Consider the following 21691-nt stretch of genomic DNA (forward strand, 5'->3'; position numbering starts at 1 on the left):
ACGCTCCCCATCCCCATTTGCGATTCTCCGGATTACTGTCACTGACCTCTCCGCGCAAAGTCAGCATCACTGCGAAAACGACCATAATCGATACGGCACCGGTATAGACGAGCAATTGAACAGCTGCAAGGAAATCCGCGTTCATAAGAACATAAAGTACGGCTACTCCCGAAAAGGAAAGCGCCAGATAGAACGCACTGTGGACAATGTTCCTGGAGGTGACAACCCCCCAGGCTGCAGCTATTGCCAAGATAGCAAAGATAAAGAAAACGATAGTGCCCACGCTTAGCCCTCCTTCCCTTTCCGCTCAGCCCGTGCAATCATATCCCATTTCATGTCATCAGCCTCATATACTGCATTTTCATACTCCTGGGTGACTGTCAAAGCCTTAGTCGGGCAAGCTTCCGTGCACAAACCACAAAACAGGCAGCGACCAAGATCCATATGATAGCTTTTAAGAACTCGTTTTTTGCTTTCTTCATCTTTTTCGCTGGTTAATTTAATCACGCCGTTCGGACAAGCCATAGCGCACATATTGCAGGAAATGCATTTTTCCCGCTGCAAACCCATCGAACTCCGCACTTTAGTTGGAAGCACAGGCTTCTGGTCGGGATAAAACTCTGTGATATTGGGACCGACCATGCGTTTGAACGTGATGCCTAATCCTTGAAACAGACCTTTACCAAACACTGCGTCAACCTCCCATCACGAGCCGGTAAATGTAAATTCCCAGACCCGTTAAGAAAATGTTCAAAATCGAAAGCGGCAGCAATACCTTCCATGCTAAATGCATCAGATGATCCACCCGGATTCTGGGGAACGTCCAACGAACCCACATCATAAAGAAGATGATTATCCCGACTTTCATCCAAAACCAAATCCAGCCCGGCAGGAAAGGGCCTTGCCAACCGCCTAGAAATACCGTTGCCGCAAGAGCTGAGACCGCCGTCATATTGCCATACTCTCCTAAGAAGAATAAGCCCCAGCGAAGACCGGTGTACTCGGTGAAGGGTCCGGCAACAACCTCCTGATCTGCTTCAACCAGGTCAAAAGGAGCACGATTGACTTCAGCAATTCCCGCAATAATATAAATAACAAAGGCCAAAGGCTGTAGAGCTATAAAGGGAATTGTATGCTGATCTTGAACGATAACACCAAGATTAAAGGACTGAGTAATCATAACTACTCCCAAAAGGGAGAATAACAGGGGAATTTCGTAACTGATCATTTGAGCAACTGCCCGCATACCGCCCAACAAGGAGTATTTATTGTTGGACCCCCAACCAGCCATTAAAAAGGCCAGGGTAGAAATAGCCGAAACCGCCAAGAAATAGAAGATTCCCAAATCAAGATTAATGGGAGCCATCTGATTTCCATAGGGAATGACGGCCAAGGTCATCATCGGCAGCGAAAAGACAATCATTGGTGCAATTTTGAAGAGAATTCTATCGGCACCGGCCGGAGTTACATCTTCTTTTCCCATTAATTTCAAAGCATCTGCAATAGTCTGAAACCATCCCCGCGGACCGAGACGATTGGGCCCTGTTCGTTGTGAAGTCCAACCCGCGATTTTACGTTCAAGTAAAATTAGAATTAAAGCGGCCAGGACAATGATGATAACCACGATGATAAAATTAATGACATCCATGGTTAAATTAGCCCAAACTGAGTGGGGATCCGCAAAAAGACTGCGGATGAAATCCGCGATAATCAAAAACAGATTATTTAAAGCCTGCATCTTATTCTCCCCTCATTGGATTTTCTACTTGTCCACTTCACCCAAGACTGCATCCAAGGTTGCAAAGATGGCGACAACATCTTGAATTTTCCATCCCTTAGCAACAATCGGAAGCATTTGCAAATTAACAAATGTCCCTGGGCGAATACGGACTCGTGACGGTTTCGTCGATCCATCACTGACGATATAGAATCCCAATTCCCCTTTTGGGTTCTCCACGCGGTGATAAACTTCGCCAACCGGAGGCTTAATGACTTTCGGTACTTTGGCCATAATCGGCCCTTCCGGGATATCTCGTACAGCTTGCTTAATAATCTTAATGCTTTCCTTAATTTCATCCATCCGAATCATCGTTCTGTCATAACTGTCACAGCCGTAGCGAACGGGAATATCAAAGTCAAAGCGGTCATAAATACTGTACGGTTCTGCCCGGCGCAGGTCATACTGAACTCCGGATCCGCGCAAGACCGGACCAGTAATTGACAGACTTTGTGCCAGCTCTTTGCTTAAAATCCCAACGTTCTTCAAACGACCCTGAGCAATTTCATTGCCTAAAAAGACCCCATAGTATTCCTCGAGCATCTCCGGTGTATCATCTAAAAATGACTTCAAGGCAGGCCAAAATTCAGCCGGAGGTTCTGCGCTCATGCCGCCAATACGCATAATGTTAACTGTTAATCGGCTTCCAGCCGTCATTTCATACATATCCAGGATACGTTCACGATCCCGGAAAGCATAGGACCAGGCTGTCCACCCAGCAATATCCAAAGCGGTACTGGCAATCATAACCTGATGACTGGCAATTCGAGAGAGCTCACCGAAAATAACCCGGAGGTATTCTGCACGCTCAGGAATCTCAACACCCATCAACTTTTCAACAGTCTGAACGTAGGCCCAGTTATTATGCGGAGAAGCTAAGTAATCCAGGCGATCCGTATAAGGAATAAACTGCGTATAAGTTCGGCTTTCTGCTAGTTTCTCTATTCCTCGATGTAAATATCCAATTTTGGGATCAATTTCTGTAACTGTTTCTCCCTCTAAATGAACCACCATCCGAAATAAGCCGTGCATACTCGGGTGCTGGGGGCCCATGTTAAGAATAAGGTCTTCCGTTTTATCAATACTCATGGCTTTTCCCCCCTATTCCCCTTCTTTACGCTGCCGGACAAGGTTTCGAAGCTCAATGGGCTCTGTCACATAGTCCTTGCGTAATGGATAACCTTCAAAATCATCCCACATATAGATCCTTTTCAGGTTAGGATGACCTTTAAACTGAATTCCAAACATATCAAAAGCTTCACGCTCTAAAAAATCTGCGCCTTGCCAAATCCGCGTTGCTGAATCAATGACTGGGTTTTCTCTGTCAACACTTGCTTTGACTCGCAAACGCTGCGGGCCGTTCCAACTTGTCAACTGGTAGACGACCTCGAAATGGTCCCCCAGATCTAATCCTGCCAAATCGTGGAGAAAATCACATGGAACATCGGCGAAGCTTTTCGCCGCAGTTAGGGTTTCGATAATGTAAGGCGCCTGAATTTTAAGAATAATTGCTCCCAAGATCTCTTCTACTTCGCCGTTAACCTTGCCAGCGAGCTCTTCCACTCGTTGTTTTAATAGTTCTTTATTTTCCATGTCTCATTAACCTCACCTTAGCGGGATTTGAAACTTTGAACTGAAGTTGCAAAAGCCCATAGATTAAAGATTCTGGACGTGGAGGACACCCAGGAATATAGACATCAACCGGAACAATTTTATCAACGCCTGCCAGCATAGAATAAGAATCCACAAAAGGTCCTCCGGCGTTGGCACAGCTTCCCATGGCAATGACCCATTTCGGTTCAGGCATTTGGTCATAAATACGTCTTAGAAGCGGTGCCATTTTGCGAGTACAGGTTCCTGCCACAATCATGACATCAGCCTGCCGCGGTGACGCTCGGAACACTTCATAGCCGAAGCGCGAAATATCGTAGCGAGGTCCGCCGGTAGCCATCATCTCAATGGCACAGCATGCTAAGCCAAGGGTAACAGGCCAAAAAGAGTGCCCCCGTGCCCAGTTAAGAAGCTTATCAATATTAGTTACTAAAATGTTCTTTTCCAGCAGCGTTTCATCTTCACGCAGCTGTCTTTCCAATCTTACATCCACTCTAAAGCACCTTCTTTCCAAGCATACCAGAAGCCAACCAAAAGAATGACGATAAAGATGAACATTTCCACGAAGGCGAATGTCCCTAGTTTTTGGAATGTGAGCGCCCAAGGATATAAGAAGACAGTTTCCACATCAAACGCCGTAAATACAAGAGCATACATAAAGTAATTACTCTTAAATCCGAGCCAGGTCCGTCCAATAGTTTCGTTCCCGCACTCATACGTTGTCAGCTTTTCCTTATGTGGCTTATTGGGCGCCAACAACTTGGGCATTAGCATCATAATGATCGAGACAGCGATGGCACCAACAAGAAACACTCCGACAGCAGCAAAATTGTTGTCCAACTTCCTTACCTCCTTCCTGAAAAAAAATTTTTTATAAGCCGGGTTAATCCGCAGCCTCATAGAAAGAAAACAGTTATTATCCCGGCATAAAGCGGCGCCATGGACCTCGGCAGAATTAAAGAGCGGACAGCCCTTCTTTTACCGGGGCAAAACTCTTTCGATGAAGAGGACATGGCCCTAAACGCCGCAAAACTTTCATATGTTCACTCGTTCCATAACCCTTATTTTTAGAAAAGGTATATTCAGGATAAAGCGCATCAAGTTCGACCATTAGCCGATCACGAGTCACTTTTGCTAGGATTGAAGCCGCAGCGATCGAGGCGCTTAACTGATCTCCTCTTACAAGAGGAAGCTGCAGCAAATTGACCGCCGGCAAGGTAAGGGCATCAATCAATAAGTAATGGGGACGAACCGTTAAACCTTCGACAGCTCTTTTCATTGCCAATTTTGTTGCTTGTAGTATATTTAGCACATCAATCTCGGCGGGTTCAGCACTGCCAATGGCATAGTCTATGGCTTGAGTTTGAATTTGAGAAAATAGTTTTTCCCGTTTACTTTCTGTTAAAGCCTTTGAGTCATTGAGACCGGGCAGCATAAACCGTGTCGGCAGAATACAGGCTGCAGCAACGACAGGTCCGGCAAGAGGGCCCCGGCCGGCCTCATCAATACCTGCTATCAGCAAAAAACCCTTCTGCCATAATTTCTTTTCCTCAATAAGTAATCCCTGAACACGCGCATCTTCCTGCACTTGGGCCTGCTGATGCTTAATTAGACGTTCTGCGAGCCGCCGAACCCCTTGCCGTGGGTCATTTTGGCAAGCAGCAAGCATTCGAGGAGAAGGATCATTATATAATTCAATTTCAACTTCTTTGATATTCATCTGGGATAACGGTACCACCTATTTTCCCTCTTTCTGAGTTCGACATCACAGGTCTATATCCTTTAATTAAGAGGCTCTAATAAGAGGCTCTAATTCTTCCAAATAACGGAAATGATTCATTCAAGATCTATCCATGGTAATTTGGCCTAGCTGCCCTGTTCTCAGTTCACGCAAGAATATTTGAGCTGCTTTTAATGTATCCACCCGCCCGCCTCGAATCAAACAACCCCGTTTAATACCTATAGTCTCTAGGGTAATGTCCGAGTCAGAACTCTGATAGCGGCTTAAAGACTGTGGTGAATGTAATCTGAACCAATCGATCATCCAAAGGGCCAATTCTTCCAAATCAAAAACTTCGTCTTTGATTGCCCCTAAAACGGCAAGTTTACGTCCAATTTCGGGATCTTCAAACTTGGGCCATAACATACCCGGCGTATCTAAGAGTTCGACTCGATCATGAATCCGAACCCATTGGTTTCCCCGGGTCACACCGGGCTTATTGCCAACTTTGACTTGGGCTCCTCCAGTCAGCTGATTAATTAAAGACGATTTGCCGATATTAGGTATTCCCACGATCATAACCTTGATCATTTGCGGGCGAACACCTTTTTCCGCAAGCTTCGCCTGTTTTTGCTGTACCATACTTTCTAAGGCCGGTACAATCTGTTTAACACCTTTTCCCGTAACAGCGCTCAATGCATAGGCCGGACTGATAGTTCTCAACTTTTCGAGCCATTTTGCCGTCCAGGCAGGATCTGCCAAATCGGCTTTATTGAGCAACAATAACTTTGGTTTTTTGCCAAGGATCTCATACAATAAAGGATTGCGGCTGCTAGCCGGTATTCTGGCATCGGCAAGTTCTATGACAACATCAACCCATCTTAGCTGATCGGTTAAAAGACGCCTCGCTTTGGCCATATGCCCCGGAAACCACTGTATACTCATTAAAAACCATCCTTAATAGTTTGAAACAACCTTTAATAAATTAAAGAAATTTAATAAAGCAAATTAGAGAAATTTAACCCGTTGAAAAGGGTAATAAACAAACCAGGCTTTTCCTAAAAGATAGCTTTTAGGAAGAAGTCCCCATTCTCGGGAATCCTCGCTTTGACGGCGATTATCACCTAAAACAAACACTTTATCCTTAGGTACAACCTGCGGGCCATAAGGCGGATAATCGCCCGGTTTAACATAGGGCTCTTGAATTGCTTGGCCATTGACGAATACTTTATTATCGCGAAGTTCAACTTTTTCTCCTTCAACAGCAATAACACGTTTAACAAACGTCCGTTTTGTATCTTTGGGAAAAGCGAAGACAATAATATCTCCGCGGGTAGGAGCCCAAAGTCGATAGGCTAATCGGTTGACAAGAATACGATCTCCCGGAGCAATCCCCGGTTCCATGGAAGGAGAGGGTATTAAATAGGGCTGTAACACACCCCAACGCAGCAACCCTCCACTTAATAAAATGACACCAAATAAAATGACGATCCACTTTCTTTTTGATTTTGATTGTTCCATTCCATAGCTCCCCTCTTGAACTACTTCATAGTATGAACAAGATTTTGTGGAGCATACGTTAAAAATCAATAATCTCCGAAGTTATCACTAATTCAAGTCAGATAACTCAAAATAGTTCTACGGATCGCATTAAAGAAGACTCGGCTTGCGCCGAGCCTCGCGAGGGCGGAAGCCGTCAGTTTTACTGCACCATCGTCACGAATGACTGAGTGCCCCTAAACAGATTGCCTATTAAGAAGACCACCTGAGAATCTTTTTCCATGCATGTAAAAAAAGGGCTAGATCGCTCCAGCCCATTTTTAACCTTAGATCGAACGCCGGTCGCGAATTCGTGCCGCCTTTCCGGACAGAGATCGTAAATAATAGAGTTTAGCCCGACGAACAATACCCCGGCGAATTACCTCAATCTTATCTAAGCGAGGGGAATGCAAGGGAAATGTACGTTCAACTCCTACGCCGGCAAAAACACGCCGAACTGTAAAAGTTTCCCTGATACCGCCACCTTTCATGGCAATAACAAGTCCTTCAAACACCTGAATACGCTCACGAGTGCCCTCAACAATACGTACATGCACACGTACTGTGTCACCCGGACGGAAGTGAGGAAGATCCTTTTTCATTTGCTCTTCTTCAATCATGCGAATATAATCCATTATAAAATTACCCCCCTTCCTTGCCTAGATGTTCATACACTGGTTTGACAGCGAGCGGACCATCCTTTTTAGACCAATTTATATTAACATAACCTGATTAGTTATGCAACTTCCATTATAAAATATAATTATTCGTTCTTTTCTCAATAATTATCAGTGTCCCCTTAAACGGTCCAGAATAATGGCAACAGCCGACCTTACAGATAAATGATTATAGTCTGTGGGGCCATAAACTGGTTCAAGGATTTGATCCATAGTTTCCATGTCTTCTTTTAACAGTCCCCAGCCCGTACCAAATAAAAGCAAAATAGGCGTTTCCGAAGTTTCAATATCCTTGCGCAATTGGGCGTAAGAAACTGTATTCGCATATTTTCGAGCATCGGTAGCCACTCTCAAGGGAGCCACGCCTTGTTCAGCTGTGATCTCAGCATAAACTTCGGCTAAATCCGCAGCGATTTTCACCCTGGAAAAGGCCTCTTGGCGATCCGGATTATATTCTGCGCCGTATCCATCTTGCCAAAAACCCATAATTCGTTTAGCCAACTGACGCTGAGCTTCAGCAGGATGCACAACATAATAGCGTTTAATCCCATAAGTCGTTGAACTGCGAGCAATATCATGTAAATCTAAATTTGTGATTGAGGTTGCGACCGTTTCCATGTTTTTATTGTAGACCGGTGCATGGATTAAAGCTAGATAGATATCCGCCACGATATTTCCTCCTGATCTCTGAATGAACTTTGTATTTTTGAATAGACCTTTTGCCTTTATAGTCATGTGGATTACTCAAGGAATTTTAATCGTCGCCGGCGTTTTTTCGGCGGAGGACAGAGGGATTCCCACTTTTCACGCCATACGGCCATTTCTGGATGTTCAAGAAGAAGTTCTTCTAAAATGGAATAATCGGCAGGTTCGAAACTTAAATGTTTAAACAAATCCGGACGCCGCAAAAAGGTTCGTCGCAGGGATTCCTTTCTGCGCCAGCGTTTAATATTAGCATGATGCCCGGAAAGCAGGACTTCAGGGACCACTCTCCCCTCAAAATCAGCAGGCCTGGTATATTGGGGGTATTCCAAAAGCAGTGTACTATGGGATTCCTCCTCAGCAGAAGTTTCCTCCCCTAATACGCCGGGAACTAACCGGGCTACAGCGTCCATCATAACCATTGCCGCCAGTTCGCCCCCCGTCAGAACGTAATCACCCAGCGAAGCCTCTTCATCTGCCAACTCCCGAATCCGTTCATCAAAACCTTCATAGTGCCCGCAAATAAACACTAACTCTTCATACTCAGACCAGCGTTGAGCAGTATCCTGGCGAAAAACCTGTCCCTGCGGAGACATTAGGATCGTCCGCCGCCGACCATTCGCCTGAGACAAATCCCGCACGGCTGCAAAGATAGGCTCCGGCTTTAAAACCATCCCAACCCCGCCGCCATAAGGAATATCATCGACATTTTTATGTTTGCTGACCGCATACTTGCGAAAATCTATGAACTCAAATTCCAAATACCCAGCTGCCTGAGCACGTTTGAGAATGCTTTCATGAACAGGCGCAAACATCTCTGGAAACAGGGTCAAGACAATCATTTTAATAGGCATCTGCTAGTCCTCCAACAACCCTGGGGGAAGAACAACATCCATCCGTCGGCCTTTGACATCCACATGTTTGACAACGCTTTTAAGGGCAGGGACACAAATTTCTCCGCGGGCCCCTTTGACAATATAAACATCATTAGCACCCGTTTCCAAAACCTGAGTCAGAACTCCCAAAAAGGTCTCCTCATCATAAACCTTCATCCCCTCAAGCTCAAAATAATACCAACCATCCTGAAGAGGAGGAACTTCCGAACGATCAATCCGGACTTCCCAGCCACGAAACGCTTCCGCCTGCTCAACACTCTCAATGCCTTCAACCGAGAGCAAGACATGATCCGGCTGTACACGGGCAGAAATAACTTTAAAGCGTTGATTTGTCTTGCCCTTACCAAGGATAACTTCCCGCAGCTGAGAAAACCGCTCCGGATCACTGGTAATCGGGTAGACCTTTAACATCCCGCTCACTCCATGAGGACGCAAAACTTCACCAATCAGCACTTCTTCCATTTTCCAAGCCCTTTCTTTCAATTTAGTTCCTAAAACATTAAGAAGGGCCCTAAGCCCTTCTTAACATCATTGATCAATGTCCATATGAACTCGGCGACCATCTTTAACGGCAGCGGCTTTGACCAGCGTACGAATAGCGTTCGCGATCTTTCCTTGTTTTCCGATAACCTTCCCCATGTCTTCAGGAGCGACAGTAAGCTGCAAATGCACGTTCTTATCTGTCTCAGACTGAGCAACAAGAACCTGGTCGGGATGATCGACCAAGGCTTTCGCGAGGATTTCAACAAGTTCCTTCACAGGAACCACCCCCCACACACTACTCTAGTTCTTGGACTCGTGGAATTTTGTTAAGATACCCGCTTGACTTAACAAAGACTTAGCAGTATTTGAAGGCTGAGCTCCCGTAGAAAGCCATTTTAAAGCCTTTTCCTCGTCGATGTTTATAACAACAGGGCTCTTTGTCGGATCATAATAACCGATTTGCTCAATAAAGCGTCCATCACGCGGAGCTGAAGACTCGGCAATTACCATACGATAGAAAGGATTCTTCTTCGCGCCAATACGGCACAAACGAATTTTCGTAGCCATCTTTTCACCTCCTTTACAGAATACCCAAATTTATAGGACCGTAGTCCTCGACTCAACAAACTCTGCCAACTCTTCGCAGCAGACGGGGCACATTTATGTGCTGTCCACCCGCGCTATCTCCCGTCGTTCCCCGTCCCTCAGAAGCCCTTAAACACAGCTTTCTTACCCTTCTTGCCCTTTTTGCCCATTCCGAACATACCCATACCGCCGGAACCCGTCAATTGCTTCATCATTTTTTGCATCTGTTCAAATTGCTTTAAGAGACGTCCAACTTCCTGAACGCTTGTTCCACTCCCTTTAGCTATTCTCTTTTTTCGAGAATCTTTAATAAGGGCAGGCTTCCTGCGCTCTTCCAAGGTCATTGAGCGTATAATTGCTTCGATGTGAGCGGTGTCTTTCTCATCAATTTTGACATCTTTTAACTGTTTTCCGACTCCGGGAATCATTTCCAAAAGAGACGACAACGGTCCCATCTTCTTCATCTGCTGCATTTGATCGAGAAAATCATCAAGAGTAAATTCTTGTTTGCGCAGCTTTTGTTCCATCTCTTTGGCTTTTTTCTCATCAAAAGACTCCTGAGCTTTCTCAATGAGAGTCAGGACATCCCCCATCCCCAAAATCCGAGATGCCATGCGGTCCGGATGGAAAGGTTCTATGGCATCCATTTTCTCACCGGTACCGGCAAACTTAATTGTGCAGCCGGTAACTGCTTTAATGGATAGTGCTGCCCCGCCTCGTGTGTCTCCGTCAAGTTTTGTCAGAATGACACCGTCAAGACCGATTTCCTTGTGAAAGGACTCTGCCACATTCACTGCATCCTGTCCAGTCATAGCATCTACCACCAACAGGATCTCGTGAGGTTTAACAGCAGTTCTAATCGCCCGGAGTTCATTCATCAATTCTTCATTGATGTGTAAGCGGCCCGCTGTATCGATAATCACAACATCATGACCATTTTGATTAGCATGGTTTATACTGGCAACCGCAATATCAGCTGGAGGTTCCTGCCCCATAGAAAACACGGGCACCTTCATTTGTTCTCCCAAGACCTGCAATTGCTTAATGGCTGCAGGGCGATAAATATCACAAGCCACCAGCAAAGGATGTTTTCCCTGCTTCTTAAGCATGTTGGCAAGTTTGGCGGCATGGGTTGTTTTCCCGGCACCTTGCAGTCCCAACAGCAAAATCACAGTAGGCGGCTTTGGAGCGATCAGGATTTTTCCTGTTGCTCCCCCCATCAGGTCAATCATTTCCTCATGGACAATTTTGATCACTTGTTGCGCCGGAGAAAGGGATTCCAAAACGTCTTGCCCAATACAGCGTTCCTTAACTTTAGCGACGAAGTCTTTAACTACTTTAAAGTTAACATCCGCCTCGAGCAAAGCAATACGCACTTCTCTCATGGCCTCGGTAACATCAGCTTCTTTTAAGATGCCTTTTCCCTTAAGTCGCTTAAATGTTTCTTGGAGTTTATCGCTTAGTCCTTGAAACATATCTTTGGGACACCTCCTGTGTCGTCGCCTCGTAAACCTTAGTTCTGGAGCAACTTACTCTCAAATATCAAATATATCCTCTATCTTAACGCCAATTTGGCAGTGACGTTCCCAAGCCTCAGGGCTGGAAAAATCCCGCTTACCTAGCCCCTGCATCAACGTCCGTACTTCCGCGAGCTTCTCCCGTTCCTTCCAAAATCTTTGGACAAGCCCTAGCTTATGTTCGTATTCTTCAAGTATTTTCTCTGTTCGCTTGAGCAAGTCATGAATCGCTTGGCGACTGATATGTTCCAACCCAGCTATTTCCGCAAGTGAAAGATCCTGTTGGTAATGCAGATCCCAAACGTTTCGCTGCTTTTCTGTGAGCAGCGGTCCATAAAAATCTGCGAAAAGAGCCATTAAGGCAAGTTTCTCCATATCGATCCCCCTGTAAAGCAATTTTACTTTACATTCGAATATTAGACTAAACCCGACGATTTGTCAAGAAGCTATTACCCATTCAAAGCACTTGCAATCCTCTTTGCCCGGATTTCCGCTTCCTGGCATACCTTGTGGACATCAAGCGTAAGGATTTTCCGTTCCTCCATCAGTATCTTGCCATCGACCATCATTGTGCGTACGTCTCCGGCATGGGCCACATAGGCTAAATGGGCAGGAATAGAAAACCGGGGATAAAAATGGGGCTGATCCAGATCAACTGTAATAAGATCTGCCTTAAACCCTGGAGCCAACATTCCTACGTCTTCAAAACCTAAACTTTGAGCGCCGTTAACTGTAGCCATCTCAAGCACTTCATAAGCAGGGAGGGCTGTGGAATTCACCCGAAGTTTTTGCTGAAAAGCCGCCGAACGCATCTCCCCAAAAAGATCGAGATTATTATTACTGGAGGCTCCATCTGTACCTAAACTTACAACAATTCCCCGAGCACGAAGTTCTGTAACGGGGGCAGTTCCGCTGTTCAATTTCATGTTGCTTTCCGGATTATGGGCTACACAAACCTTATTGCGTGCTAAAATCTCCATATCGTTCCTGGTCAGATGGACACAGTGAGCTGCCACTACATGACCGCCAAACAAACCTAACCCCTCTAACCATTCCACAGGAGTCTTCCCATATTGTTCATGAATCATTTTAATTTCATCGAGAGTTTCTGCCACATGAATATGAATTCCCACCCCTAAGTCATCCGCATGGGCTTTAACTTGCTGAAGGTAGTCTCCGGAACAAGTATACGGAGCATGAGGACCAAACATAACCTTAAGCCGTCCTTGACCGGCGCCTTGATAACGCCGAACGAGATCAATACCTTCTTGCAGAGCGCGCTCTCCATTCGGGCCATTCCCTATAAGTCCACGGGAAAGAACCGCACGAGTACCTGCCTGCAGGACAGCCTCGGCAACCTGATCCATTGAGGCGTACATATCAAGCATCGTGGTTGTTCCGGAGCGGATCATTTCGCAAAGTGCTAAAGTTGTTCCCCAATAAATATCATCCTCGGTCATCTTATCCTCAAAAGGCCAAACCTTTTCATTTAACCAAGGCATAAGAGGAAGATCATCGGCATAGCTCCTTAGCAAGGTCATCGCTGCATGGGTATGAGTATTAATTAAACCCGGCATGACAACATCATTAGGCAAATTAAGAACTCGATCCGGGGCAAAGTTCTGAGGTGCAGAACCTTCTTCCCCAACCGATATAATCCGATCGCCATCAATGCCAATCTCTCCGCGGGAATAAAAGACTTCGGGGCCGGTCATAGGCAAAACCATAGCCCGAATTAGTAGTTTTGACAAGCTCTATCACTCCCTATATTATGCCTATCACCTTAAGAACGCACCATTAATTTAAGAAGGTTGACTGAATATGGTGCCGTGACAATTCCTTTCTCCGTGATAATTCCCGTAATATATTTCGCCGGAGTAACATCAAAAGCCGGATTGTAAACGTTAACGTCTTCAGGAGCCATTGGCACTCCGAAACACTCTCTCATTTCTTTAGCCGGTCTTTCTTCGATAGGAATCTCTTGCCCCGTGGCAACTTTTAAATCAATGGTTGAAGTTGGAGCCGCTACATAAAAGGGAACTTCATGGGCCTGAGCCAAAACCGCTAAGGAATACGTTCCTATTTTATTGGCTGTATCTCCATTGGCAGCGATACGATCTGCCCCCACTATAACTAAGTCAATTTTGCCTTGCTGCATTAGTGCGCCCGCCATATTATCAGCAATTAATGTCACAGGAATTTTGTCATTCATTAGCTCCAGAGCAGTTAGTCTTGCACCCTGTAACAAAGGCCTTGTTTCATCAGCATATACATGAATTGATTTACCGGCAGAATAAGCAGTACGAATAACACTTAACGCCGTTCCATATTCTACAGTAGCTAAAGCTCCGGCATTGCAGTGTGTGAGGATATTACCTTTCTCTGGAACAACCTCATTCCCAAGTTCTCCAATCAATCGATTCATACGCCGATCGTCTTCAGCAATACGGTCAGCTTCCTCGATAAGTACCTTCCTCACTCCATCCAAGTCCTCAATTTCCCAGCAATCACGCAAACGATCTTCCATTCGGCGCAAGGCCCAAAACAAATTAACTGCTGTTGGACGCGTCTGAGCTAAACGTTCCTGGACCGTTTCCATAAAGTCTGTCAAACCTTCTCTGGGACCGTTATATTCGAGGGCACCGAGCACATAGCCATAGGCCACTGCAGCTCCTATAGCAGGAGCTCCGCGAACTTCCATCTTTTCAATAGCCTCGGCAACTTCCTCATAGGATTTAGCATCTCGGTAGGCCGTTTCTCTAGGTAGCTTGGTCTGATCTAATATTCTCAAGACATTTCCCAGCCATTCGATTGATTTCATCATCCCACCGCCCTTTCTAAAACTTACCAGCTTCTTGATTCGCTGAAGGACACCAACAACTCTGTTCAGGAGACAAAACCTCAAAGGTTCCCTGGAGGAGTTCAGCGGCCTTCAAACCTAAGTTCTTTAAACTCTCCGTTACTTCAGCATGACTTAAGCGATGATCCGCTATCCCAGCGGCTTCATTTGTTACCATTCCGACAGAAGCATAACACATTCCGAGTTCCCGCGCCAAAACGACTTCCGGGACACTTGTCATACCAACCACATCCGCTCCGAACTGCTGAAACATCCGTATTTCCGCGGGCGTCTCAAATCTCGGCCCTTCTGTACAAACATAACATGCCCCATCCTTAACTACAATCCCTATTTTTACGGACACATCCAAAACAGCCTTCTTCAGAGAAGGGCAATAAGGTTCAGTCATATCCACATGGAGGACTCCCTGATCTCCGCCTTCAAAAAATGTTTGGGGACGGCTCTTCGTAAAATCTAAAAACTGACTTAAGAGAACCAGTTCACCCAAGCGGTAATTTCGGGACAGAGAACCGACCGCAGCTGTCGCCAAAATCTTGCGCACTCCCAAAGAATGCAGAGCCCAAATATTGGCTCTATAATTAACCAAGTGAGGAGGGGTAGCATGTCCACCGCCATGACGGCTTAGAAATACGATTTCACGGCCCGCAATCTTCCCAACCATTGGACGAACTGTCCCATAAGGAGTCTCCACCGTAAACAAACATTGATCCGTTAGGGCAAAATTTTCAAGACCTGTACCGCCAATTAAGGCAAACTGACGCAGAATTATCCCTCCTCAGAATTGCCGAAAAGAGCCTCGGCAAAGTCTTTAGGAACAAAGGGACGCAAATCTTCCATACCTTCACCGATCCCAATCCATTTCACGGGAATTCGCGTTTCCCCCTGAATTCCCAGGACGACGCCCCCTTTTGCCGTTCCATCAAGTTTTGTCAGCACAATTCCCGTAACCCCGGCAACCTCCTGGAATAACTTTGCCTGCTGCAAGGCATTTTGACCAGTCGTCGCATCTAAAACCAGCAGAACTTCCTGGGGCGCACCAGGAATTTCCCGCTCAATCACCCGCTTAACCTTCCGCAACTCTTCCATTAAATTCACTTTATTATGAAGACGTCCTGCGGTATCCACAAGGACAACATCTAAATCGCGTGACTTTGCTGCCTGCACCGCATCATAAGCAACAGCAGCCGGATCAGCACCTTCACGCTGTTTAATCACCTCAACTCCCGAACGTTCTCCCCAAACCTCCAATTGATCAATAGCCGCTGCCCGAAACGTATCCCCGGCAGCCAGAACAACACGTTTCCCATCCTTTTTAAAACGATTAGCAAGCTTCCCGATCGTCGTCGTCTTACCAACCCCATTAACTCCAACAACCAGAATAATACTCGGTCCCCTCGCCGCAAAAGCAATCGTTTCCTCCTCACCTAACAATTCCACAATCAGCTCTTGAAGAACCTTAGTCAACTCTTGAGGATCAGAAATCTTCCGCTGTTTTACCTCTTTGCGCAAACGTTCAACCAGCTCCATGGAGGTATTAACTCCAACATCTGAACGAATCAATACCTCTTCCAATTCCTCAAATAACTCTTCATCAATTTTTTTATAACCGGTAAAAATTTGCTCAACTTTTTCCACGAAATTTTGACGTGTTTTCGTTAGACCAGCCTTCAGCTGCGAAAAAAAACCTGCCATACTATACGATGCCACCCTCCCATATCGTGATTCGAAATCACAATTCACAGACCGAAATCAGACATAGATGGTATCACTCATTTTGTATGTCGTTTTCGCTCAAATCATGCCAAAAACAAAATACTGATGAATTGTTTACCATATATACCATATCTTTATGTAGCCAAAATAGCAAGTCAAAAAGGGGTCGGTTTTATTGTTGCTAAACCAATCCCTATAATATAACTCAAAAAACTCCATTATATTCAGTCAGGAGAACTCTCTCTACTTACCTTGTCCTCTCACTGTCCCCTGGTCCGTTCCAAAACAGACGGCGCACATTTATGTGCCGTCACCCCAAATTCCGTCTCCCGTTTTCGTTTCCTAAGACGACTCCAGGCAAGGACGGATTCCTTAACTCCTTCTTTATTTGAACCAAACAAAAGAGAGCTATCTCCCGATCCACCCAGAACAGACGATGCACATTTATGTGCCGTCACCCCAAATTCCTCTCCCGTTTTCGTTTCCTAAGACGACTCCAGGCAAGGACGGATTCCTTAACTCCTTCTTTATTTGAACCAAACAAAAGAGAGCTATCTCCCGATCCACCCAGAACAGACGGTGCACATTTATGTGCCGTCACCCCAAATTCCTCTCCCGTTTTCGTTTCCTAAGACGACTCCAGGCAAGGATGGATTCCTTAACTCCTTCTTTATTTGAACCAAACAAAAGAGAGCTATCTCCCGATCCACCCAGAACAGACGGTGCACATTTATGTGCCGTCACCCCAAATTCCTCTCCCGTTTTCGTTTCCTAAGACGACTCCAGGCAAGGATGGATTCCTTAACTCCTTCTTTATTTGAACCAAACAAAAGAGAGCTATCTCCCGATCCACCCAGAACAGACGGTGCACATTTATGTGCCGTCACCCCAAATTCCTCTCCCGTTTTCGTTTCCTAAGACGACCCGTGGACAAGGACGGATTCGTTAAATCTTTCATCATTTGACCCAAACAAAAGAATTATATCCCCGATTCGCCCAAAATTCCGTCTCCACCGTTTCTCCCGTCCCCCGACCCAAGTCCGAGACGCAGCATGATACGGGAGTGAGGTCTTTACGTGAGCAGATTAGCAAACTCCGTGAAAGCGACCCCAGACACGGGGCGGTGCACAGGGATGTGCACCGCCGCCATAGCGCCATGGACGGCGCTTATGGCGGGAACCCCGCTCCCCAAAGAAAAAGCTTGAGCGGTAGTTTGCTCTGCGAACGTATGACCGAGCGACGTATCATGCAAGTCTCTCATTCAACCGTACCGAAAGCAGCTTAGATACCCCGCTCTCCTCCATGGTAATCCCATACAATATGTCCGCCGATTCCATAGTCCCTTTTCTATGCGAAATAACCACAAATTGCGTAGAATCAGATAAGCGATGAAGATACTGGGCAAACCTCTGTACATTAGCATCGTCGAGAGAAGCTTCAATTTCATCCAAAATACAAAAAGGGCTGGGTTTTACACGCAAGAGGGCGAAAAGGAGAGCTATTGCTGTTAAGGCCCGTTCACCCCCGGAAAGCAGCGAAAGCAGCTGGGGTTTTTTCCCGGGTGGCTGAGCGATAATCTCCACACCTGTTTCTAATAATTGATCAGGTTCAACTAAAGATAGTTCGGCATTGCCGCCAATAAAAAGCTCCTTAAAGACTTCTTGAAAGGCCGAGTTTACAGCATTAAAACTTTCTAAAAAGCGTACACTCATCGTTTCATCAAGCTCATCAATCAATTGACGCAGCGTCTGATCAGCCTCAATTAAATCCCTTTGCTGAGCCAACATAAATTCCTTTCGTTCACGCAGCTTAGGATATTCTTCAATAGCCGCTTGATTAATCGGGCCAAGTTCCTCAATGCGGCGTTTTAATTCTTGAACTCTTTTGCCGATAGCTGTCCTCTCTTCTTGGGTAAGATAAGTCACAGCTTCTTCCCATTGAAGTGAAAACTCCTCTTCAAGCCGGGTTAGTCCTGACTGGCACTCTGTTTCCCAACGAACAATCCGAAGATCATTGGCATGTAAACGTTGTTCATTTGTGTGGACTTTTTGACTCTGAGCATGCATTTCCTGTTCAAGTGCCTGGGCTTGAGCGAATAGGTCTTCCTTATCCTGTCTTAGCTGCATCAGAGAGTATTGCAAAGACTCCTGAGCCTTGCCATGGCTTTCCAGACTCTCGTTTAATTCCAGTTGTTCTTTGTCAACCGTCTCAAGGTTATGCTGGAAGGTCAGGAAGTTATGTTTTTTCTGCTTAAGACTTTGTTCACTTTCTCTGAAGACTTCTTTTTCCTGCCCGATTTGCTCTGAGCACTGCGCCAGTTCTTGCTCCCACTTGGCTAAGCTTACCTTTTCCTGGGTCAGCTGCTCCCTGCCTTGATTGAGTTCGTCGGCAGCTGTTTGAGCTTCTTGTTCTCGTTGATTAAATTCTTCGCGTATCCTGCGGGAATTATTTTCTGCGTTTTCAAATTGCTTCGTACTATTTTGCAAATTCAAGGTAATTTCGTCAATCTCCAGCAAGATTCCCTTTTTACGCTGATCTAACCCACGCAAATCGTTACTGATGCGCCGAATCTGGCTTAAGGAATTGTCATTGGCTGTTTTAAGGATGACCTGGCGTTCTTTTTCCTGGCGCTGCTTCTGAATTAAGGTTTCCAGATTCTCTTGAAGCTCCCTTTCTTGACTTTCCAGCTTCTGAGATTCCTGTTCTTTTTCCTTATAGTTTTTCTCTAATTGGCTTAATTCAGAACCCAGTGTTTCTATCTCACGCGAACGCCCCAGCAGATTTCCGCCTTTGCGATGAATGCTGCCGCCGGTTAAGGAACCACCCGGGTGTACTTGGTCTCCTTCTAAAGTAACAATCCGCAGCTTGTACCCGGAAATTCGCGCGATCCGTGTTGCAGCATCCATATCTGTAACAACCAGGATACGACCCAACAAAAATTCAACAGCTTTTTGGTATTTGGGGTCATACCCTACCAAATCTACGGCAATTCCAATAAATCCGGGGTCATTTCCCACAGCTTTGGCGACACTCATCCTGTTGCCTTGAATTACATCCAAGGGCAAGAAGGTAACTCTTCCTAACTGATGGGCTTTTAAATATCCTATCGCGGTTTTAGCAGCTTGTTCATTTTCAGCGACAACATTTTGCAAGCCCGCTCCGAGGGCTGTTTCTATGGCAACTTCATGGTTCGCCTGTACAGATATCAAATCGGCCACAGTACCGCAGAGTCCAGATCCTTCGCGAATTCCTTTTTTCTTCGCAAGCATCACCTCTCGGACTCCGCGTTGATATCCCTCCAAAGAATCTTCCAAGCTTTGCAAGGCGTGTAACCGGGCGCGAGTTTGATCCATTCTTGTACGATGCCGCTGCAATTCACTCGTTTTATCTTGGCGCAATCCCTTTAGTTTTTCCCACTCCGACTGAAGTTGGACTTTTCCCCGCTGAAAAGCTTCTGCTTGCTCCTGCAAACGGAGAAGTTCCTGCTCTTGTGCTTCCGCTTCCTCCGTCATGGTATGAAGTTCATGTTCCTTATTAGCTTGCTCACGCTGTATTTGCAGAAGCTGCTGCTCCAGTGAGGCCAGGGAATGTCTCATACCCGTAAGAGCATTCGAACAATTCGCTTGCTCTGTCATCGCTTCAAAGAGATCGGCTTTTAAACGGTCGATATCTTCCCGTAGTTCATGATCCCGGGCATTTGCTAATTTAGACTCTTGCTCAACAACCTTTTGCCGGGATTCCTCTACCGTTAAGCTTAGAACTGCTTGTTTTGCCGTCAAGGTTTGCTGACGCTGCTCTAATTGCCGAAGTTTATCTTCACCTTCATTAATCTCCTGGGTTAAACGTTCAATTTGCTCTTTAAAATTATTTGATCGTTCCAAACGCAAGCTTTGCTCATGTTTTACAGCATTATAGGCCTGTTCAGCCTGGAATGCTTCTGCCTGTTTGGCCTGAATTTCTTCCTCAATCGCTTTAAGCTTAATCTTTTGCTCCAGATCTTGACTTTCTATTTGGCTCAAAAGAGTCTGAGCTTCTACTAAGCCTTGTTTCATGGTTTCAGAATCCTGCGTTGCCGCCGCCAGCTTCTGTTTGACATCGGCAACATCTAAAACGACAGCTTGAATTTCCAAGGATTTTTGTTCAGCCATAAGTGCCAGGCTTTCTTCGGCCACTTGGGCTTGGGCAGCCAGAGGAGTCAGTTGTCCCTCAATCTCTTGGATTATATCCTCAAGACGTTGGAGATTAGTGGTTGTAGCATCAAGGCGTTTTAAGGCTTCGCGCTTCCGATAACGGTATTTAGTAATCCCAGCCGTTTCTTCAATCAATGATCGACGTTCTTCCGACTTAAGATTCAAAATTTCCTCAACCCGCCCCTGCCCAATGATCGAAAATCCTTCCTTACCTGCTCCGGTATCCATAAATAACTCTTGAATATCCTTCAGGCGGCATGACGCTTTGTTAATTAAATATTGTCCTTCGCCATCGCGATAAACTCGACGGGTTACAGTAACTTCGCGAAAGTCCAAAGGAAACATTCCAGTTTCATTATCAAAAATCAGAGAGACTTCAGCCATGCCTACGGGTTTGCGCTTAGTGCTTCCGGCAAAAATTACGTCTTCCATTTTGGAGCCTCTCAGACTCTTGGCACTCTGCTCCCCCAGGACCCAACGCACGGCATCCGCAACATTACTTTTACCGCTGCCATTGGGCCCTACGATAACACTAAGACCATGGCCCAACTCTAACTTAATGCGATCAGCAAACGATTTAAATCCTTGAATGTGAATTTCCTTCAAGAATACCGGGAAATTCTCAGGACTCATCGTTTGCTTTCCCCCAGTTCTCTAAGACCTGCTGGGCAGCATGCTGTTCTGCTTCCTTCTTCGTCCGGCCGATTCCTTTACCCATCAGCTTTCCTTGCAGGAAAACCCCTGCCGTAAAGGATTTATTATGATCAGGACCTTCTTCAACCAAAATTTGATAGCTCACTTCAATTTCCTGACGCTGGGCCTTTTCTTGCAGCATTGTTTTATAGTCACCATAATTTCCTTGAGCAACGCCTTCAATGGCGGGTTTAAGCATTTCTAAAATTACTCGCCTTGCCTCTTGGAAACCATATTGCAAATAAATCGCGCCGATAACAGCCTCCCAGGCATCGGCTAAGATTGAAGGCCTTTCTCGCCCGCCTGAGACTTGTTCTCCTTTACCAAGCAAGAGTTCCTGACCCAAACTTATCTCATGGGCCTTGCGGGCCAATGTTGTTTCATTGACAACAGCGGCCCTCATTTTTGTGAGTTCTCCTTCCGGACGTTCAGGATAATTAAGGTACAGATACTCGGCAACGACAAAATCTAAAATCGCATCTCCTAAAAACTCCAGTCGCTGGTTATTTTCTCTGCCAGACTGGGGATTTTCAAAGACATACGAAGGATGAGTCAAAGCAGTAATAAAGAGTCGATTGGGAGGAACATCCAATCCCAATCGTTTTGCCAGATTAAGCCCCAAGTCTTTTTTGCTGGAAACAAATCCATAACGTTTCCGCCCCGATTTCCCATCTGTCTTTGCGGAGACAGGCATCGAGCTGTGGTTCTTTTGTCCCATTTCTCAAGAT

General features: G+C 45.8%; 28 protein-coding genes. All 28 read right to left on the bottom strand.

All coding sequences use genetic code 11. The annotated features are described in order from the left end of the window. Window positions 1-283, bottom strand: a 283-nt coding sequence (locus tag B5Y67_RS21445; RefSeq protein WP_170932621.1) for an NADH-quinone oxidoreductase subunit J, incomplete at its 3' end; no start/stop codon positions are given. A 2-nt stretch (window positions 284-285) separates the two neighbouring features. Next, a complete protein-coding gene (locus B5Y67_RS21450; protein WP_088228445.1) occupies window positions 286-690 on the bottom strand; it encodes an NADH-quinone oxidoreductase subunit I in 405 nt (134 codons plus the stop codon). A gap of 4 nt (window positions 691-694) precedes the next feature. Further along, entirely contained in the window at window positions 695-1738 is a 1044-nt protein-coding gene (nuoH, locus tag B5Y67_RS21455) for an NADH-quinone oxidoreductase subunit NuoH (RefSeq protein WP_088228446.1), read from the bottom strand. 24 nt (window positions 1739-1762) lie between these two features. Continuing rightward, window positions 1763-2866, bottom strand: coding sequence for an NADH-quinone oxidoreductase subunit D (locus tag B5Y67_RS21460; protein ID WP_088228447.1), 1104 nt, complete (start codon window positions 2864-2866; stop codon window positions 1763-1765). Between the two features lie 12 nt (window positions 2867-2878). Beyond that, window positions 2879-3370 carry an NADH-quinone oxidoreductase subunit C gene (locus B5Y67_RS21465; RefSeq protein ID WP_088228448.1) on the bottom strand — a complete coding sequence of 164 codons (492 nt, stop codon included), beginning with the start codon at window positions 3368-3370 and terminating at the stop codon, window positions 2879-2881. Then, window positions 3360-3881 carry an NADH-quinone oxidoreductase subunit B gene (locus B5Y67_RS21470; protein ID WP_088228449.1) on the bottom strand — a complete coding sequence of 174 codons (522 nt, stop codon included), beginning with the start codon at window positions 3879-3881 and terminating at the stop codon, window positions 3360-3362. The genes B5Y67_RS21465 and B5Y67_RS21470 overlap by 11 nt, the downstream gene beginning before the upstream one ends. Then, window positions 3872-4228 carry an NADH-quinone oxidoreductase subunit A gene (ndhC, locus tag B5Y67_RS21475; RefSeq protein ID WP_014828501.1) on the bottom strand — a complete coding sequence of 119 codons (357 nt, stop codon included), beginning with the start codon at window positions 4226-4228 and terminating at the stop codon, window positions 3872-3874. The genes B5Y67_RS21470 and ndhC overlap by 10 nt, the downstream gene beginning before the upstream one ends. Before the next feature lie 115 nt (window positions 4229-4343). Then, on the bottom strand, window positions 4344-5126 hold the full coding sequence (locus B5Y67_RS21480) for a ribonuclease HII (RefSeq protein WP_170932765.1): 783 nt from the start codon (window positions 5124-5126) through the stop codon (window positions 4344-4346). Window positions 5127-5228: 102 nt separating this feature from the next. Further along, on the bottom strand, window positions 5229-6053 hold the full coding sequence (gene ylqF, locus B5Y67_RS21485) for a ribosome biogenesis GTPase YlqF (RefSeq protein ID WP_088228450.1): 825 nt from the start codon (window positions 6051-6053) through the stop codon (window positions 5229-5231). A 63-nt stretch (window positions 6054-6116) separates the two neighbouring features. Next, window positions 6117-6629 (bottom strand): signal peptidase I, encoded by a 513-nt coding sequence (gene lepB, locus B5Y67_RS21490; RefSeq protein ID WP_088228451.1) that lies wholly within the window; start codon window positions 6627-6629, stop codon window positions 6117-6119. Between the two features lie 305 nt (window positions 6630-6934). Continuing rightward, complete coding sequence (gene rplS / locus B5Y67_RS21495) at window positions 6935-7282, bottom strand: 50S ribosomal protein L19 (RefSeq protein WP_047811139.1); 348 nt, start codon at window positions 7280-7282, stop codon at window positions 6935-6937. Window positions 7283-7435: 153 nt separating this feature from the next. Next, window positions 7436-7993, bottom strand: coding sequence for an RNA methyltransferase (locus B5Y67_RS21500; RefSeq protein WP_088228452.1), 558 nt, complete (start codon window positions 7991-7993; stop codon window positions 7436-7438). 71 nt (window positions 7994-8064) lie between these two features. Further along, window positions 8065-8880 carry a tRNA (guanosine(37)-N1)-methyltransferase TrmD gene (gene trmD, locus B5Y67_RS21505; RefSeq protein WP_088228453.1) on the bottom strand — a complete coding sequence of 272 codons (816 nt, stop codon included), beginning with the start codon at window positions 8878-8880 and terminating at the stop codon, window positions 8065-8067. A 3-nt stretch (window positions 8881-8883) separates the two neighbouring features. Further along, a complete protein-coding gene (gene rimM / locus B5Y67_RS21510; RefSeq protein ID WP_088229032.1) occupies window positions 8884-9384 on the bottom strand; it encodes a ribosome maturation factor RimM in 501 nt (166 codons plus the stop codon). A 66-nt stretch (window positions 9385-9450) separates the two neighbouring features. Next, entirely contained in the window at window positions 9451-9681 is a 231-nt protein-coding gene (locus tag B5Y67_RS21515; RefSeq protein ID WP_088228454.1) for a KH domain-containing protein, read from the bottom strand. 24 nt (window positions 9682-9705) lie between these two features. After that, window positions 9706-9972: a 30S ribosomal protein S16 gene (gene rpsP / locus B5Y67_RS21520; protein WP_088228455.1), complete on the bottom strand. Its 267-nt coding sequence runs from the start codon at window positions 9970-9972 to the stop codon at window positions 9706-9708. Between the two features lie 137 nt (window positions 9973-10109). Continuing rightward, a complete protein-coding gene (ffh, locus tag B5Y67_RS21525) occupies window positions 10110-11465 on the bottom strand; it encodes a signal recognition particle protein (protein ID WP_088228456.1) in 1356 nt (451 codons plus the stop codon). Between the two features lie 60 nt (window positions 11466-11525). After that, window positions 11526-11882 (bottom strand): YlxM family DNA-binding protein, encoded by a 357-nt coding sequence (ylxM, locus tag B5Y67_RS21530; RefSeq protein ID WP_088228457.1) that lies wholly within the window; start codon window positions 11880-11882, stop codon window positions 11526-11528. A 74-nt stretch (window positions 11883-11956) separates the two neighbouring features. Beyond that, on the bottom strand, window positions 11957-13258 hold the full coding sequence (locus B5Y67_RS21535; RefSeq protein ID WP_088228458.1) for an amidohydrolase: 1302 nt from the start codon (window positions 13256-13258) through the stop codon (window positions 11957-11959). A 32-nt stretch (window positions 13259-13290) separates the two neighbouring features. Next, complete coding sequence (mtnA, locus tag B5Y67_RS21540; RefSeq protein WP_088228459.1) at window positions 13291-14328, bottom strand: S-methyl-5-thioribose-1-phosphate isomerase; 1038 nt, start codon at window positions 14326-14328, stop codon at window positions 13291-13293. Window positions 14329-14344: 16 nt separating this feature from the next. After that, a complete protein-coding gene (mtnP, locus tag B5Y67_RS21545) occupies window positions 14345-15112 on the bottom strand; it encodes an S-methyl-5'-thioadenosine phosphorylase (protein ID WP_170932805.1) in 768 nt (255 codons plus the stop codon). A 20-nt stretch (window positions 15113-15132) separates the two neighbouring features. Continuing rightward, window positions 15133-16059 carry a signal recognition particle-docking protein FtsY gene (gene ftsY / locus B5Y67_RS21550; protein ID WP_088187599.1) on the bottom strand — a complete coding sequence of 309 codons (927 nt, stop codon included), beginning with the start codon at window positions 16057-16059 and terminating at the stop codon, window positions 15133-15135. 281 nt (window positions 16060-16340) lie between these two features. Then, entirely contained in the window at window positions 16341-16538 is a 198-nt protein-coding gene (locus B5Y67_RS21555; protein ID WP_088228461.1) for a hypothetical protein, read from the bottom strand. Continuing rightward, complete coding sequence (locus B5Y67_RS25475) at window positions 16535-16681, bottom strand: hypothetical protein (protein WP_170932766.1); 147 nt, start codon at window positions 16679-16681, stop codon at window positions 16535-16537. Before B5Y67_RS25475 ends, B5Y67_RS21555 begins: the two co-directional genes overlap by 4 nt. Beyond that, complete coding sequence (locus tag B5Y67_RS25480; protein ID WP_170932767.1) at window positions 16678-16824, bottom strand: hypothetical protein; 147 nt, start codon at window positions 16822-16824, stop codon at window positions 16678-16680. Before B5Y67_RS25480 ends, B5Y67_RS25475 begins: the two co-directional genes overlap by 4 nt. Further along, on the bottom strand, window positions 16821-16967 hold the full coding sequence (locus B5Y67_RS25485; protein ID WP_170932767.1) for a hypothetical protein: 147 nt from the start codon (window positions 16965-16967) through the stop codon (window positions 16821-16823). The genes B5Y67_RS25480 and B5Y67_RS25485 overlap by 4 nt, the downstream gene beginning before the upstream one ends. Window positions 16968-17324: 357 nt before the next feature. Continuing rightward, window positions 17325-20903 (bottom strand): chromosome segregation protein SMC, encoded by a 3579-nt coding sequence (gene smc / locus B5Y67_RS21565; protein WP_088228463.1) that lies wholly within the window; start codon window positions 20901-20903, stop codon window positions 17325-17327. Next, the gene (gene rnc / locus B5Y67_RS21570; protein ID WP_088228464.1) at window positions 20893-21681 is read right to left on the bottom strand and encodes a ribonuclease III; all 789 of its coding nucleotides are present in this window, start codon (window positions 21679-21681) and stop codon (window positions 20893-20895) included. Before rnc ends, smc begins: the two co-directional genes overlap by 11 nt. Window positions 21682-21691 lie beyond the last annotated feature (10 nt).

This window comes from Desulfosporosinus sp. FKB, from assembly GCF_002196705.1.
GTDB lineage: Bacteria > Bacillota > Desulfitobacteriia > Desulfitobacteriales > Desulfitobacteriaceae > Desulfosporosinus.